This is a genomic window from Streptosporangium minutum (assembly GCF_002149035.1).
In the GTDB taxonomy this organism is placed as follows: Bacteria; Actinomycetota; Actinomycetes; order Streptosporangiales; family Streptosporangiaceae; genus Streptosporangium; species Streptosporangium minutum.
Genome location: NZ_NGFP01000069.1, coordinates 1 through 15,488, shown reverse-complemented (window position 1 = coordinate 15,488; position 15,488 = coordinate 1). Strand labels below are relative to the sequence as shown.

The window sequence follows — 15,488 nt, the reverse complement described above, 5'->3', positions numbered from 1 at the left end:
CACAGTTTTCCAGACGCCCCGGGATGCTCCGACCCCCTGGGGGGTCAGACGGCCTCGTGTTCTCTCAGGCGCTGGCTGATGACCTGGGTGACGCCGTCTCCCCGCATCGACACCCCGTACAGAGCGTCGGCGATCTCCATCGTGCGCTTCTGGTGGGTGATGATGATGATCTGTGATGTCTGCCGCAGTTCTTCGAACAGGGTCAGCAGGCGCTGGGTGTTGGTGTCGTCCAGCGCGGCCTCGACCTCGTCCATCACGTAGAACGGCGAGGGCCGCGCCTTGAAGATGGCGACGAGGAAGGCGACGGCGGTCAGCGACCGCTCGCCACCGGACAGCAGCGACAGCCGCTTGACCTTCTTGCCCGGCGGGCGGGCCTCGACCTCGACACCGGTGGTCAGCATGTTCTCCGGGTCGGTGAGCAGCAGCCTGCCCTCACCGCCGGGGAACACCCGCGTGAAGATCGTCTCGAATTCGCGGGCCACGTCGTGGTAGGCGGCGGTGAACACCTGCTCGACCCGGTCGTCCACCTCCTTGACCACCAGCAGCAGATCGCGGCGGGTCTTCTTGAGGTCCTCCAGCTGCGAGGTGAGGAAGGCGTGCCGCTCCTCCAGCGCCGCGAACTCCTCCAGCGCCAGCGGGTTGACCTTGCCGAGCTGGGTCATCTGCCGATCGGCCGCCTTGGCCCGCTTCTGCTGCTCCTCCCGGACGTAGGGCACCGGGTCGCCGTCCCCCGTGGGGACCGGCTCGTCCGGGCCGTACTCGGCGATGAGCGTGCCGGCCTCGACGCCGAACTCCTCCACCGCCCGCGTCTCCAGCTGCTCCAGGCGCATCCGCTGCTCGGTCCTGGCCACCTCGCTGCCGTGCGCCCGGTTGACCAGCTTGTCCAGCTCGCCGGAGAGCTCACGGACCCGGAGCCGGACGGACTTGAGCGAGGCGTCGATCTGCCCGCGCGCCTGCTCGGCCTCGTCGCGCTCGGCCGCGGCGCCCGCCAGTGAGGCCTCCAGCGTCCGCAGCGTCAGCTCGGTCCCCCGGACCACCGCCTGGGCGACCTGCGCCTGCCTGCGCCGCCGCTCGCGCCGGTCGGCGGCCCTGGAGCGCTCCTCGCGCTCCCGCTCGGCCGCGCGCACCAGGCCGTCGGCCTTGCCCTCCAGGCCCCTGACCCGCTCCTCGGCCGTCCGTACGGCCAGGCGGGCCTCCATCTCGGCCTGCCTGGCCACCGAGCAGACCTCGGCGAGCTCGTCGCGGATCTCGGTGGTGGGCTCGGACTCCAGCCCCTCGCCCTCCTCGGCGGCGGCGAGCCGTTCCTCAAGCTCGGTCAGCCCGGCCGCGTCCCGGTCGCGTGCCTCCCGCGCCGCCCGCACGCCCCCGGCCAGCCGCTCACACTCCTCCCGGGCGGCCTCGGCCGCGGCGCCGAGCTGGGCGAGCCTCCGGGCCGCCGCGGCGACCCGCTGGTCGGCGTCGCGCTGCCGGGCCCGGACCTGGTCCAGCGCGGCCTGCGCCGCGTTGACGCCCGCCTGCGCGGTCTGCACACCCGTCTGCGCCTCGGTCACCCGCGCCTGGGCGGCCTCGACCGCGGACTGCGCCTCCGCCTCGGCCTCGGCGGCCTCCTCCATCACCGTCGCGGCCTGTTCGGCGGCCACCCCGGCCGTGGCCAGGTCGGCGGCCGCCTCGTCCAGGGCGGCACGCATCTGGAGAGCCGAGGTGCCGCCGGCCGAGCCGCCCCGGGCCGCGTAGGCGCCCAGAAGGTCGCCGGAACGGGTGACGGCCCGCAGCTCCGGCCGCTGGTCGACCGCCTTCCTGGCGGTAGCCAGGTCGTCGACGACCAGCACGCCCTCCAGCAGGTGCGCGGCGGCGGCCCGCAGCTCCGCGGGGACGGTGACCAGGTCGATCGCCCATTCGGCACCGGCCACCGGCACGGGGGCCGCCGGGGGCGCCGCCCCGTCGGCGGCGATGACCAGGGTGGCCTGGCCGCCGCCCTCACTCCTGAGGAAGTCGATGGCGTCCGCCGCGCTCTGCAGGGACTCCACGGCGACGGCCTCGGCGGCCGCGCCCAGGACGGTGGCGACGGCCACCTCGGCGCCCGGCCGGACGGTCAGCATGGTGGCCACCGGGCCGAGCACTCCGGCCAGGTCGGCGGCGAGCAGCGCCGCGCCACCGTCCGCGCCCCTGGCCAGGCTCAGCTCCAGCGCCTCGAACCTGGCCCCCAGCGCGGCGACCTGGCGCTGCGCCTCCTGGTCGGCCTTGCGCGCCGCACCGAGGGCCGCCTTGGCCGCGCCGAGGCCCGCGTTCGGGCCCGCGACGGCCGCCTTCGCCTCCTCCACCACGGCCCTGGCCGCCTCGACGGCCTGCCTGGCCTGGTCGACGACCTCCAGGGCGATCTCCAGCTCCTCGGCGAGGGCGGGATCGGCGGCCGGGTCGGCCTGCTCCTGGCTGTCGTGCTCGGCCTGGGCGCGTTCCGCGCGCTGCTCGGCCTCCTCCAGGGAGCGCGCCAGCCGGCCGATCTCCTCCTCGGCCGCTCCGGCCCGGCTGCGCACGGCGCCGACCTGGCCCCGGAGCCTGGCCAGCCCCTCACGCCTGTCGGCGGCGGCCCTGGCCTCGGCGGCCAGCCGCCGCTCCTCGGCGGCGAGGGCGCTCTCGGTCTCGGCGCGCTGGGCCACGGCCCTGGCGAGCGACTCCTCCTCGTCGGCGAGCAGCTCGGCGAGGACCCGCTCCTGCTCCCGGACCTCCTCGGCCTCGCGCTCGAAGTCCTCCGGGTCACGCCCGCGCCGCTCCACGGCGGGGTCGGTGGCGTTGCGGTGCCGCTCGGCGGCGAGCCCCGCCAGGCCCCTGAGCCGCTCGCGGAGCGAGGAGAGCCGGAAGTAGGTCTCCTGAGCGGTGGCCAGGCGCGGCTGGGCCTCGGCCTCCGCGGCCTCCAGCCCGGCCTCCGCGACCTGGCCCTGCTCCAGCTCGGTCTCCACCACCGTACGGCGGGCGAGGACGGCGGCCTCGTCGGCCGTCTCCCGCTCCAGAGTGGTCCGCAGGGTGAGCACGTCGTCGGCGAGCAGGCGGAGCCGGGCGTCGCGGAGGTCGGCCTGGATGACCGCGGCCTTGCGGGCGATCTCGGCCTGGCGGCCCAGCGGCTTGAGCTGGCGGCGCAGCTCGGTGGCGAGGTCCTGGACGCGGGTCAGGTTGGCCTGCATCGCGTCGAGCTTCCGCAGCGCCTTCTCCTTGCGCTTGCGGTGCTTCAGGACGCCCGCGGCCTCCTCGATGAACGCCCGGCGGTCCTCGGGCCCGGCGTGCAGCACCTGGTCGAGCTGGCCCTGCCCGACGATGACGTGCATCTCGCGGCCGATGCCGGAGTCGGACAGCAGCTCCTGGATGTCGAGCAGGCGGCAGGTGTCGCCGTTGATGGCGTATTCGCTCTGCCCCGCCCGGAACATCAGGCGGCTGATCGTGACCTCGGTGTAGTCGATCGGCAGCGCGCCGTCGCTGTTGTCGATGGTGAGCGTGACCTCGGCGCGGCCCAGCGGGGCCCGCGAGGAGGTCCCGGCGAAGATGACGTCCTCCATCTTGCCGCCGCGCAGCGACTTCGCGCTGTGCTCGCCCATGACCCACGCCAGGGCGTCGACGACGTTGGACTTGCCCGACCCGTTGGGGCCGACGACCGCGGTGATGCCCGGCTCGAAACGGAGGGTGGTGGCCGAGGCGAAGGATTTGAAACCGCGCAGGGTGAGAGTCTTCAGATACATACAGAAAACCCCCACTCCCCGGTGCGCCTCCATGGACCGTGGCGCCGCGCGTCACGGCTCAGGCGTCGGCGACCGGTGTCCTCCCTCGTCGCCCAGCCCGCCCCGCGTGGGAAGACTACCGTTCTTCACTCACGCTCGCCCGCACACCGCGGGCTTCGCCCGGGGAGGAATGAGGAGTTCGGGAGGGCCCTCAAGGCCCGGGGGTGTCGTTGCCGCGCGGTTTCCGCGTGCCGTCAGCCTTCTCCTGAGATGGCCCGCGCATTTCCCTCGGGATGGCCCGCGTCTCCCGGGATGGCCCACGCATTTCTCCTGGGCGTACGCCGGAACACGGCCTGCCGCCGCCGGGTGCTACCGGAGCAGTTGGCCTTCTCGCGCCACATATGACGCCGTACATAACAGCTGTCCGTGACGCCGGATATGACAAGGGACGCCCCGGAGAGCGTCCCTGGACAGTGTGTTCGTCCCGGCCCCTAGGTGAGGGCCGGCTCACGATCCTGCAGGCGGGTGAACGCCTCATCACGGGTGCTGGCCGCGAGTTCGTCGTTCTGGGCCTGGAGCCGGGTGAGCTCTGCCTCGAGATCACGGATACGCTGCTGGAGACGGCGCATTTCCGAGACCATTCGAGGGTCAGGACCGCCGACGTGGCCGAGTAGAGCCTTCGCCATGGTTAAGGGTCCTCCACGCTGAGTGACCAGACTGGTTCGCGCACTTCTTGCCGCGGGAGGGGTGCGCGTGGTTCTTATCAAGAGTCGCACTGGTGAGGGAGACGGTCAAGTTGAACGCTCCGCTCGGACGCACCTACGGGCACTCCCAACGGTAAAATATACCTCATTTTAGGGGGCTAAAGGAACGGTTAACGCTCCACAAAACCAGCCGAGCCCCCCTTGGCCTCACTCCAGCGCTCCACCACCCCGTCGACACGACCCGGCGTGTCACCGCCGCGGAGCAACTCCAGCAGCCTGGTACAGGCCTCCCGCGAGCCCTCCGCCACGATCTCCACCCGCCCGTCGGGGGTGTTCCTCGCCCAGCCGACCAGGCCGAGCTCCAGCGCCCGCGCCCGTGTCCACCAGCGGAAACCCACGCCCTGCACACGGCCCCTGGCCCAGGCGGTCAACCGGACCCCCGTCATGCCCCTGCCCTTCTCGGGCGGGGCTGGCAGCGGGGACAGCTGTAGGAGGAGCGGTTCATGAACGACTCCCTGATGATCGGGGCGCCACACCTCGGGCAGGGCTCGTCCCGCCTGCCGTACACGGCGAGCGACCGGTCGAAGTAGCCGCTCTCGCCGTTGACATTCACGTAGAGACTGTCGAAGGATGTGCCGCCCTCGGACAGCGCCGCGGCCATCACCTCGCGGGCGGCGCCGAGCAGCTCGGCGATCTTCGGCCGGGTCAGCGCCCCCGTGGGCCGGGCCCCGTGCAGCCGGGCCCGCCAGAGCGCCTCGTCGGCGTAGATGTTGCCGACTCCGCTGATCAGCGTCTGGTCCAGGAGCGCCCGCTTGACCTCGGTCTGCCTGGTACGCAGGCGGCGGCCGAACAGCTCCTCGTCGAAGTGCTCCTCGAACGGGTCGGCCGCGATGTGCGTGATCGGTTCCGGCACGGGCCGGCCACCGGAGTGGGCCATCGCGGTCACCAGCACGTGGCCGAAGGTCCGCTGGTCGACGAAGCGCAGGTCGGGGCCGCCGTCGGTGAAGCCGATCCGGACGCGGAGATGCCTCTCCGGTGCCGAGCCGGGCTCCACCACCAGCAGCTGCCCGCTCATCCCCAGATGCGCCAGGATCGCGTCGGAGCCGTCCAGGGGCAGCCAGAGGTATTTGCCCCGCCGTTCGGCGGAGCCGATCGTGCGGCCCTTCAGGCGGGAGGAGAACTCCTCCGCGCCGGGGACGTGCCGCCGGATCGCCCGCGGGTGCAGCACCTCGGCGTGGGCGATGACCCGCCCGGACACCCAGCGCTCCAGGCCACGCCGTACGACCTCGACCTCGGGCAGCTCGGGCATGTGCCCCTCCTTGAACGGGTCAGCTGGCTTCGCGCTTGTCCCGGTCCTGGCGGATCCGGTTCCAGGCCGCCTCGGCGGCCTGCTGCTCGGCCTCTTTCTTCGAACGGCCGGACCCGGAGCCGTACTCCTCGCCGCCGAGAAGGACCACGGCGGTGAAGGACTTGGCGTGGTCGGGGCCGCTCTCCTCCACGTGGTATTCGGGCACGCCGAGCGACTCGGACGCGGTGAGCTCCTGGAGCGAGGTCTTCCAGTCGAGCCCGGCGCCCAGCGAGGCCGAACGGGTGATGAGGGGGTCGAAGAGCAGGTGGACGACGCGGAACGCCTCGTCCAGGCCCCTGTTGACGTAGACCGAGCCGATGAGCGCCTCAAGGGTGTCGGCGAGGATCGAGGACTTGTCGCGCCCCCCGGTCCCCTCCTCCCCCCGGCCGAGCCGCAGGAACCGGCCCAGGCCCAGCGTGCGGGCCACGTCGGCGAGGGCGCGCATGTTGACCACCGCGGCCCTGAGCTTGGCCAGCTGCCCCTCGGGCAGGTCGGGGTGGTTGCGGTAGAGGGTGTCGGTGACCACCAGGCCCAGCACCGAGTCGCCGAGGAACTCCAGGCGCTCGTTGGTGGGCAGGCCGCCGTTCTCGTAGGCGTAGGAGCGGTGGGTCATCGCCCGCTCCAGGATCGCGACATCCAGCCGCACGGAGAGGATCCGCTCCAGCTCGTCCCTGACGGACTCGACGGCCACCGGTTTAACGCTCGTACCCACGTCTTCTCCTCGCACGGTTCTCATCGAATGCGCGATGGCGAAGGGGAGAACGAGAATTGCCCGAAGACGTGGTGGGCGCCGGGAGGGTACGCGTTACCGCGAACCCCGGCGTCCACCACAGCCGCGGGCGGACCGCCATCGCATTGTGGTGCAGACGGTGACGCCGACCGGGACCAGAAGGGCCCGGCCGGCATCCGTCAGTCAGAATGCGATCAGGCGGAGGGCTCGATCACCTGACGGCGGTTGTAAGTGCCGCAGGTCGGGCACGCCACGTGCGGACGCTTCGGCGAGCGGCACTGGGGGCAGCTCACGAGCGAAACCGCGGCGGCCTTCCACTGCGACCTGCGGGAGCGAGTGTTGCTCCGCGACATCTTGCGCTTGGGGACAGCCACGTCAGCTCTCCTGATCGTTGTTATGTTCCGGAATCAGACCTTGCAGTTTGGCCCAGCGGGCATCGATCACCTCGTGCTTGTGACCAGGCTCGGCATCCGCGAGCCTGACCCCGCATTCCACGCAGAGCCCCGTGCAGTCTTCACTGCAGACCGGGCTCAACGGCAGTGTGAGAACCACCGCGTCGCGGAACGTGGGCTCGAGATCGAGCAGTTCACCGTTGAGGAGCGAGTCACCCTCGGCGGCATCCTCCGCCGAGTAGAAGAACAGCTCCTGGAAGCCCACCTCGGTTTCCGAGATGACCGGTTCCAGACACCGTGCGCACTCCCCCCGCAGCGGGGTTCGCGCCGTGCCCGTGACGAGCACGCCTTCCATGACCGCCTCAAGCCGGATCTCCAGCTCGACATCGGCGTCCCTGGGGACACCGATCATGTCAACGCCGATCTCCGCCGGTGCCGGGAGAGTGCGGGTGATCTGGAGCATCGACCCCGGTCGCCTGCCCAGATCATGGGTGGAGATTACCCAGGGGGCTCGGGGATCAAGGCTACGCAGAGTCATTCCGCTCTCATCAGGCATGGCGAATCACCGCCGTTGTGCAAGGCCAAAACAAGAGAATACCAGCAGCTAACCCCTGAGCCGTTCGACCAGAAGCTCCTGCACGAGGTCGGGGACCAGCCCGGCCACGCTCCCGCCGTACCGGACGATCTCCTTGATACGGCTGGACGACAGGAACGACACCTCCGGCCCGGTCGCCATGAACAGCGTCTCGACTCCGGACATCCGGTAGTTGAGCTGGGCCATCTGGAGCTCGTAGTCGAAGTCGCTGACAGCGCGCAGACCCTTCACGATGGCGGGGATCTCCTGCTGTTTGCAGTAGTCCACCAGCAGACCGTGGAACTTGTCCACGCGGACGTTGCCGTACTCCTTGGTCACGGTCTGGAGCATCTCGATGCGTTCCTCGACCGTGAACAGGCTCTTCTTCTCGATGTTGATCAGGACGGCTACGACGACCTCGTCGTACTGCCGGGAAGCCCGGCCGATGATGTCCAGATGACCGTTGGTAACGGGATCGAACGACCCCGGGCAGACAACGCGACGCAAGGTGTACCCCCTGCTCTATGGATTCCCGGCGGCGCGACCGTACCAAACGGACGCTTCGCCGTAACGACGGACCCTCTCCTCCTCGTATCCGGTGGGCCACACCAGGTCCTTCCCCCGACTCTCCCGTTCCACCGCGACCAGCGCGTCCTCCGCCAGCCAGCCGTGGTCCCGCAGCTGCCCGAGCACGGCGTCCACCGCCTCGTCGGTCACCGCGTAGGGCGGATCGGCGAACACGAGGTCGTACGGCTCCTCGGTGCCCCGCTCCAGCACCCGCTCGACCCGGTCGGCGGCGAGCAGGGCCCCCGGCAGCCCGAGGGTCGCGATGTTCGCCCTGATCGTCCGGGCCGCCTTGGCGTCGGACTCCACGAGCAGCGCGTGGACCGCCCCCCGCGACAGCGCCTCCAGCCCGACCGCCCCGGATCCGGCGTAGAGGTCCAGCACTCTCGCCCCGTCCAGCGAGCCGAGCAGCGACCCCACGGTGGAGAAGATCCCCTCCCTGGCCCGATCGCTCGTGGGGCGGGTCCCCCGCCCCGGCGGCACGGCCAGCCGCCGCCCTCCTGCGCTTCCCGCGATGACTCGACTCACCGGCCCATTGTCTCAGTGCCGGTCCGGACGCCCGCCTGTGTCCCGATATCTGTGCCGACGCCCGTGCCGATGCCTCTGTGCCGATCGGAACACCGGCCCGGACACCGGCCGGATGTCGATCCGGTCGGCGGGCGAGGCCCCGCCGACCGCCGGCCGGGTGCCGCGGACCGATGTCATCCCTCGTCCCACAATCACGGTCAGCGGCGCGCCCCAGCAGCCCGGCGTGTCGCGACGGATCGCATAACCGCAGGTCAAAAGGGTCTGGGGAGGTGATCTAGGTCAAGAGTGGGCAAGGAGTGGCGACGAAAGCGCAAGGGTCGTTCCGCCCGGTCCCGACGCCTTGCATGATGAGTCCTGCGGCCTTCAAGTGACCCAGGGGGAGGCCGACCGGCGTGATCGTGAGCCCTTCCGCACGCCGGTGCTCTCGGCACCTGACCCGAGAGTGGGCCCAGGCGGGGACGGCATTCGGGGGGAGGCCGTCCCCGCAGTTGGGCGTTCACCACCCGCCCGGCCACGGCCCCGCACTCTCCAGGACCTCTCAGGTCTTCTCCAGATACTCCGCGCGCTCGTCGGCGAGCAGCCGGTCGATCTCCATCCGGAGGACGGCGTGCTCCGCCAGATCGGGATCCGCCGTCAGCATGGCCTCGGCGTCCTGACGGGCGGCGTGGATGACGTCCTCGTCGCGGAGGAGCTGGAGCATCTTCAGCGACGATCTGCGGCCCGACTGGGCCACGCCCAGCACATCACCCTCGCGGCGCTGCTCCAGGTCGACCCGGGACAGCTCGAAGCCGTCCAGGGTCGCCGCCACGGCGTCCAGCCGCTGGCGGGCCGGGGTGCCGCCCAGGGAGTCGGTCACCAGCAGGCACAGCCCCGGCAGCCCGCCACGGCCGACCCGGCCGCGGAGCTGGTGGAGCTGGGAGACGCCGAACCGGTCGGCGTCCATGATGACCATGACCGAGGAGTTGGGGACGTCGACGCCGACCTCGATGACCGTGGTCGCCACCATGACGTCGATCTCACCCCGGGTGAAGGCCCGCATCACCGCGTCCTTCTCCTCCGGCGGCAGCTTGCCGTGGAGCACCGCCGTACGGAGGCCGTGCAACGGCCCCTCGGACAGCATCTGGGCCACGTCCAGCACCGCCAGCGGCGGGCGCCGCTCGTCGTCGTCCTTCGACAGGTCGCCCTCGTCCCCCTCCAGGTCGCCGATGCGCGGGCAGACGATGTAGGCCTGCCGGCCGAGCTCGACCTCCTCCCGCAGCCGCGTCCAGGTGCGGTCCAGGAAGTGCGGCTTCTCCGCGGCGGGCACCACGTGGGTGGTGATCGGCGCACGGCCGGAGGGCAGCTGGGAGAGCGTGGAGACCGTGAGGTCGCCGAAGACCGTCATGGCGACCGTGCGCGGGATCGGGGTGGCGGTCATGACCAGCACGTGCGGGCGCCCGCCTCCGGCCTTCTCGCGGAGCGCGTCGCGCTGCTCGACGCCGAACCGGTGCTGCTCGTCCACCACGACCAGGCCGAGGTCGGCGAACTGCACGCGCTCCTGGAGCACGGCGTGGGTGCCGACCACGATCCCGGCCGCCCCCGAGGCCGCGTCGAGCATGGCCGAGCGGCGGGCCGCCGCGCCCAGCGAGCCCGTCAGCAGGGCGACCACGGTGCCGCCGAACATGCCGCCGGCGGCCAGGTCGCCGAGCATGGCCGAGATCGACCGGTGGTGCTGCTGGGCGAGCACCTCGGTGGGCGCCAGCAGTACGGCCTGCCCTCCGGCGTCGACCACCTGGAGCATGGCCCGCAGCGCGACGACGGTCTTGCCCGCGCCGACCTCGCCCTGCAGCAGCCGGTGCATGGGGTGGGCGAGGGCCAGATCGGCCGCGATCTCCTCCCCCACGCTCCGCTGTCCCTCGGTGAGCTGGAACGGCAGGCGCCGGTCGAAGTCGGCCAGCAGCCCGTCGCCGCGCGGGGGCCGGGGCGTGGCGGGCCAGGAGGCGGCGGCCATCCGGCGCTGCAGCAGCACGGCCTGGAGCAGGAACGCCTCGTCGAACTTGAGCCGTTTGCGGGCCCGGGTCACGTCGCCGTGATCGCGCGGCCGGTGGACGGCGAGGAGCGCCTCGGCCAGGCCGGGAAGCTTGTGCCGGGACCGCAGCTCGGCCGGGAGCGGGTCGTCGAGGGTGCCCATGGTGTCGAGGACGACCCCCAGCGCGCGGCGGATCGCCCAGGGCGTCACGTCCTTGCCCGCCGGATAGATCGGCACCAGCGCGGCGGCGAACTCCTCGGCGCCGGCCTCCGTCTCGTCGAACATCTCGAACTCGGGGTGGGACAGCTGCCACCTGCGCTTGTCGCCCTGGCCGAACGCGCCGACCTTCCCCGCGAACATGCCCCTCGCGCCCGGCCGCAGCCGCGTCTCCGCGATGTGGGAGGCCTTGCCGAAGAACGACAGATAGATCTTGCTGCGCCGGCCGTCGACGACCTCGACCTCCAGCCACGTGCCGCCCTTGTTGCGCATCGGTTTGCGCATGGCCCTGGTGACCTCGCCGACCACGGTGACGTGCTCGTCGATCTGCAGGTCGTCGAGGTCGGTCAGCTCACCCCGCTCGGCGTAGCGCCGGGGATAGTGCCGCAGCAGGTCGCCGACGGTGCGCAGGTCGAGGACACTCTCCAGCAGCTTGGCCGTCTTGGGATCCAGTGCCTTCGCCAGCGGCTCGTCGAAGCTCGTCACCCCAAGTTTCTACCGCGTCCGGACGACAGAATTCACGCGGCGCCCCCCGGGCCGCTCACCGCCCGTCACCGGCACCCGGGGCGAGGGCCGCCGTCTCCGCCCCTGTTCCAGCTCCCGCGCCGGCGCGGGGAACTCACTCGACGCCGATGAGCAGCGGGTAGCCGCCCTGTCCGCCTTCGTACAGGACGACCTCGACGTCGGGCCGGGTCCGGGCCAGATGGTCCTGCACGGCCCTGGCCAGCCCCTCCGGCGCGTTGACGCCTTCGAGCATGGTCACCAGCTCACTGCTCGACGACACCATGCGACGGGTGATCTCCAGGGCGGTGCCCACGAGGTCGGCGCCGATCACCGCGGCGTCGCCGTCGATGACGCCCAGGACGTCTCCCGGCGCGGTCAGGCCCGCGCTCGTCATCACCTCGCGGTCGGCCACCCAGACGTGCCCGTGGCGGGTGTGCGCGGCGGCCTCGGTCATGGCCACCACGTCGTCGTCGAAGCGCCGCAGCGGATCGTGGACCGCCAGCGCCGCCAGGCCCTGCACCGAGGCTCTGGTGGGCAGCACGCTGACCACCAGGCCCTCCTCGCGGGCGATCTCGGCGGCGGCCGCCGCGACCTCGCGGGTCCCGCTGTCGTTGGGCAGCACCACGACCTCCGCCCCGGCCTCGCGGATGGCCGCGAGCACCGCCGCCAGGGGCGGGCTGGAGCCGGGCTCCCTGCGGACCACCACGGCTCCCGACTGCTCGAACACGGCGCCCAGCGCGGGCCCGGCCGCCACGGCCACCACCCCGCGCCCCCGGGCTGCCGGGTGGGTCCGGCCGGAGCCGTCCAGGTAGGTCACCCTGATCCGGTGCGGCCGCCCCGCCCGCATGGCCGCCTCGATCGCCGCGCCCGCGTCGTCCACGTGGACGTGCACGTTCCACAGGCCGTCGCCGCCCACGACCACCAGGGAGTCGCCGAGGGCGTCCAGCTCGCGGCGGAGCTCGTCGACCGCCGCCTCGCCGGCGTCGAGCAGGTACATGACCTCGTAACCGGGGCCCTTCTCCAGCTCCGGGGCGACCCGGTGGGTCGGCGCCGGGATGTCGACCCGTCCGGTGTAGGAGTCGGTGACCACCGCGGCGAGGCTCTCCAGGATGATCGCCAGGCCCGCGCCGCCCGCGTCCACGACGCCGCTCCGGGCGAGCACGTCGAGCTGGTCCGGAGTGCGGCGGAGCGCGGAGCGCGCCTCGTCGGCCGCCCTCCTGGCCACCGAGGCGAGGTCTCCCGTCAGACCGCGCACCGCCCCGGCGACCGCGGTGAGCACGCTGAGCACCGTGCCCTCGACCGGCCTGGCCACCGCTTGGCGGGCCAGCTCGGCGGCCCTGACCAGGCCGAGCCCGAGATCGGCGCCCCGCCCCTCGGCCGTCCTGAGCACCTCGGCGAGGCCGCGCAGCGCCTGGCTGACGATGACGCCGGAGTTGCCCCGGGCGCCGAGCAGCGCGCCCTGCGCGAGCGTCTGCCAGGTGGTCGCGGCGTCGGCGTCGGCCGGCAGCCCGTCGAGCGCCTCGGCCGCGGAGAGCATGGTCAGGTGCAGGTTGGTGCCGGTGTCGCCGTCGGGGACGGGGAAGACGTTGAGCGCGTCGATCTCCTCGCGCGCCTTCCCCAGCGTCTCCGCGGCCAGCCGTGACCACTGCCGGACCGCGGGCGGGTCGAGAACCTGCAGCATGCCTGCCCCTCGCCCTTCCCGGATACGCTACGGTTGCCTCTGGAGATTATCCCCGTTCGACCAGTCATGGCGGCCCGTGTTGGCATGCATGGCCGGACATCGGATATCCTCGTGTGGCCAGCCGGTTGTCCCGGCGTGCCCGATGACCGCCCGCTAGTGCGGCGGATCGAGCCTCTCGACTGATATAAGGAGCGAACCGTGGCTTCCGTCTGCGACGTTTGCGCTAAGAAGCCGACCTTCGGCAACAACGTCTCCCACTCGCACCGCCGTACCCGCCGCCGCTGGAACCCGAACATCCAGCCCGTGCGCGCAGTGGTGAACGGCACGCCGAAGCGGCTGAACGTGTGCACCTCCTGCATCAAGGCCGGCAAGGTCACCCGCTAGTCGAACTTCCGCGCAGCCCGTCGTCCCCGCGCAGGGAACGGCGGGCTGTCGCCTTCCCGGGATCCCGCCACCCCTCCACGGTCGCCTTCCCGGGGTCCCACCGATCTTTCGTGGCCGCCTTCCCGGGGTCCCAGCGATCTCTTGTGGTCTCTGCGGACTGATTTTCCCGGGTCTCCGCGAAATCGCCATCCCCAATAGCTAGTGTCCGATAAGTGAGCACTCCCCACGGGCAACTGGAGCTGAGCGTCGGCGCGAGCACCGGCGCGAAGATCGGTGTCGCGCTCTTCGCCATCCCCTTCATCGGCGTCCCGCTGTTCATGATCTCCAGAGTCGTGCGCGTCGACGAGCTGTTCTCCGAGCGCCTCTCGCTCGGTTTCTCGTTCCTCTCCGCGCTGGTGCCCCTCGCGGTCATGGTGGTCTTCCTCGTCAACGCCCTGGGCACCTTCCGCTTCCGGGCGGTGCTGACGGGGAGCGTCCTGGAGGTCCGCCAGACGTTCACGACGCACAGGGCGGACCTCGCCCGGGCGGCCGTCTGGCTGGACTCCTCCCCCGAGTACTCGGGCGCCGGTCAGGGCCGCCGCCCGACCGGCCGCCGGATCCCTCACCTGTACGCCCAGGAGCCGGGCGGCGCCAGGATCCGGATCCGCCTGCGCCGGGCGGGTGAGTTCCTGCCGCCCCACGAGCTGGTGGCCCTGGCCGACGCCGTCGAGTCGGATCGACGGACCGGCCCGGAGGCCGAGCGGGCCTCCCAGGCGGCCGACCTGCTCCGGCGTCTGGGCATCGACCCCATCACCAGGATCCTCTAGACCTCCGTACGGCCGCATCATCGGTGCCGGGAGCGTGGAGGGAGCGCGGCGGCATCCGGCGGCGGCATAGCGCACCCGGCGGTCTTCCGCCGATCAGTCGCCTGTCGCCGACGTCATGACCGAGCACGCCAGGCGTGGTCCACCGGGCCGATGCCCCGTCCCAGCGGGAACCCGTGGGCGATCGCGCCCGTGACGTACGTCTTGGCCTTCTCCACCGCTGCCGGGACGTCCTCGCCGAGCGCCAGGTAGGAGGCGATCGCCGAGGCGAGGGTGCAGCCGGTGCCGTGGGTGTGACGGTTGTCGTGGCGCTCGGCGGTGAAGCGGAACTCCCGGGTGCCGTCGGTCAGCAGGTCCACCGGGGCGCCGGGCAGGTGACCGCCCTTGATCAACGCCCAGGTGGGGCCCAGCTCCAGGATCGCGTCCGCGGCGCGTCGCAGGTCTCCCTCCTCCTCGACCTTCACCCCGGTGAGCTGCGAGACCTCCCAGAGGTTGGGGGTGACCACGGTGGCCGTGCGCAGCAGGAGCGACTTCACCGTGTCCACGGCCTCGGGGGCGAGCAGCGCGTCACCGTGCTTGGAGACTCCCACCGGGTCCACCACGACCGGCACGTCCACCCCGGCCAGCACCCCGGCGACCGTCTCCACCAGGACGGGCGAGGCCAGCATCCCGGTCTTGATCGCCTGGGCGCCGATGTCGCCGAGCACCGAGTCGAGCTGGGCGCGCACCGCCTCCGGAGGCAGCTCCCAGTATCCCTGCACACCCAGCGAGTTCTGGGCGGTCACCGCGGCGATCACGCTCATGCCGTGCACGCCCAGGGCCATCATGGTCTTCAGGTCGGCTTGGATGCCCGCGCCCCCGCCGGAGTCGGAGCCGGCGACGGTCAGCACGCGGGGAGGGGTTGAATCGGTCATGTCTCCCATCCAACCAGTTTCCGCTCAGACGACCGCGCACTCTCCCCGCGTGCTCCGGCAGGTCCGCGGGGCCTGCGCCCGGCCGTGCGCGGTGAAGGTGAGGACCAGGCTCTCACCGACCTCAAGGTCCCTGTCCGGTTCGAGCACCAGGGTGTCACCGTCCTGCTGCCAGCCGGCCCCGGTCACCGAGTCGACCTCGCCGCCGACCGGCAGGCTCAGCGCCAGGCCGGTGACCTTCTCGCCCGCGGTGACGGTGAGCTTGGCGGTGTACACCTCCTCCTTCTCCTGTACGACCCCGAAGTCGACGGTGACACCCTGGTGCTCGAACCGGACAGGGACCTTGAGGTCGGTGAGAGCCTGGTCCTCACCTTCACCGCGCACGGCCGGGCGCAGGCCCCGCGGACCTGCCGGAGCACGCGGGGAGAGTGCGC

General features: G+C 71.9%; 15 protein-coding genes. 2 read left to right on the top strand and 13 right to left on the bottom strand.

Annotation, left to right across the window (positions count from 1 at the left end; all coding sequences use genetic code 11):
• Positions 1-44: 44 nt before the first annotated feature.
• The 11 genes from smc to CA984_RS16910 form a co-directional block, all read right to left on the bottom strand.
• On the bottom strand, positions 45-3,728 hold the full coding sequence (gene smc / locus CA984_RS16960) for a chromosome segregation protein SMC (RefSeq protein WP_086573344.1): 3,684 nt from the start codon (positions 3,726-3,728) through the stop codon (positions 45-47).
• Positions 3,729-4,198: 470 nt separating this feature from the next.
• Positions 4,199-4,393, bottom strand: a complete 195-nt coding sequence (locus CA984_RS16955; RefSeq protein ID WP_012894377.1) for a hypothetical protein — start codon at positions 4,391-4,393, stop codon at positions 4,199-4,201.
• Positions 4,394-4,581: 188 nt separating this feature from the next.
• Positions 4,582-4,857: an acylphosphatase gene (locus CA984_RS16950; RefSeq protein ID WP_086573342.1), complete on the bottom strand. Its 276-nt coding sequence runs from the start codon at positions 4,855-4,857 to the stop codon at positions 4,582-4,584.
• Complete coding sequence (gene mutM / locus CA984_RS16945) at positions 4,854-5,720, bottom strand: bifunctional DNA-formamidopyrimidine glycosylase/DNA-(apurinic or apyrimidinic site) lyase (protein ID WP_086573339.1); 867 nt, start codon at positions 5,718-5,720, stop codon at positions 4,854-4,856. Before mutM ends, CA984_RS16950 begins: the two co-directional genes overlap by 4 nt.
• Before the next feature lie 19 nt (positions 5,721-5,739).
• Positions 5,740-6,471, bottom strand: a complete 732-nt coding sequence (gene rnc / locus CA984_RS16940; RefSeq protein WP_231509313.1) for a ribonuclease III — start codon at positions 6,469-6,471, stop codon at positions 5,740-5,742.
• A 212-nt stretch (positions 6,472-6,683) separates the two neighbouring features.
• Complete coding sequence (gene rpmF / locus CA984_RS16935) at positions 6,684-6,863, bottom strand: 50S ribosomal protein L32 (RefSeq protein WP_012894381.1); 180 nt, start codon at positions 6,861-6,863, stop codon at positions 6,684-6,686.
• A 1-nt stretch (position 6,864) separates the two neighbouring features.
• Positions 6,865-7,419 (bottom strand): YceD family protein, encoded by a 555-nt coding sequence (locus tag CA984_RS16930; RefSeq protein WP_086573334.1) that lies wholly within the window; start codon positions 7,417-7,419, stop codon positions 6,865-6,867.
• A gap of 66 nt (positions 7,420-7,485) precedes the next feature.
• Positions 7,486-7,962, bottom strand: a complete 477-nt coding sequence (coaD, locus tag CA984_RS16925; RefSeq protein WP_031158615.1) for a pantetheine-phosphate adenylyltransferase — start codon at positions 7,960-7,962, stop codon at positions 7,486-7,488.
• Between the two features lie 15 nt (positions 7,963-7,977).
• The gene (gene rsmD, locus CA984_RS16920) at positions 7,978-8,547 is read right to left on the bottom strand and encodes a 16S rRNA (guanine(966)-N(2))-methyltransferase RsmD (RefSeq protein ID WP_012894384.1); all 570 of its coding nucleotides are present in this window, start codon (positions 8,545-8,547) and stop codon (positions 7,978-7,980) included.
• A gap of 538 nt (positions 8,548-9,085) precedes the next feature.
• Positions 9,086-11,257, bottom strand: a complete 2,172-nt coding sequence (gene recG / locus CA984_RS16915; RefSeq protein ID WP_086573331.1) for an ATP-dependent DNA helicase RecG — start codon at positions 11,255-11,257, stop codon at positions 9,086-9,088.
• 133 nt (positions 11,258-11,390) lie between these two features.
• Positions 11,391-12,956 carry a DAK2 domain-containing protein gene (locus CA984_RS16910; RefSeq protein ID WP_086573329.1) on the bottom strand — a complete coding sequence of 522 codons (1,566 nt, stop codon included), beginning with the start codon at positions 12,954-12,956 and terminating at the stop codon, positions 11,391-11,393.
• A 198-nt stretch (positions 12,957-13,154) separates the two neighbouring features.
• On the opposite strand from CA984_RS16910, the gene rpmB reads away from it, so the two are divergent.
• Positions 13,155-13,340, top strand: coding sequence for a 50S ribosomal protein L28 (gene rpmB, locus CA984_RS16905; RefSeq protein WP_012894387.1), 186 nt, complete (start codon positions 13,155-13,157; stop codon positions 13,338-13,340).
• A gap of 212 nt (positions 13,341-13,552) precedes the next feature.
• Positions 13,553-14,146 carry a hypothetical protein gene (locus CA984_RS16900; RefSeq protein ID WP_086573327.1) on the top strand — a complete coding sequence of 198 codons (594 nt, stop codon included), beginning with the start codon at positions 13,553-13,555 and terminating at the stop codon, positions 14,144-14,146.
• Positions 14,147-14,259: 113 nt separating this feature from the next.
• Here the strand turns inward: CA984_RS16900 and thiD are convergent, their stop codons facing one another.
• Together thiD and CA984_RS16890 are read right to left on the bottom strand one after the other, a co-directional pair.
• Entirely contained in the window at positions 14,260-15,066 is an 807-nt protein-coding gene (gene thiD / locus CA984_RS16895; protein WP_086573325.1) for a bifunctional hydroxymethylpyrimidine kinase/phosphomethylpyrimidine kinase, read from the bottom strand.
• A gap of 15 nt (positions 15,067-15,081) precedes the next feature.
• Positions 15,082-15,488, bottom strand: a 407-nt coding sequence (locus tag CA984_RS16890; protein WP_207620902.1) for a hypothetical protein, incomplete at its 5' end; no start/stop codon positions are given.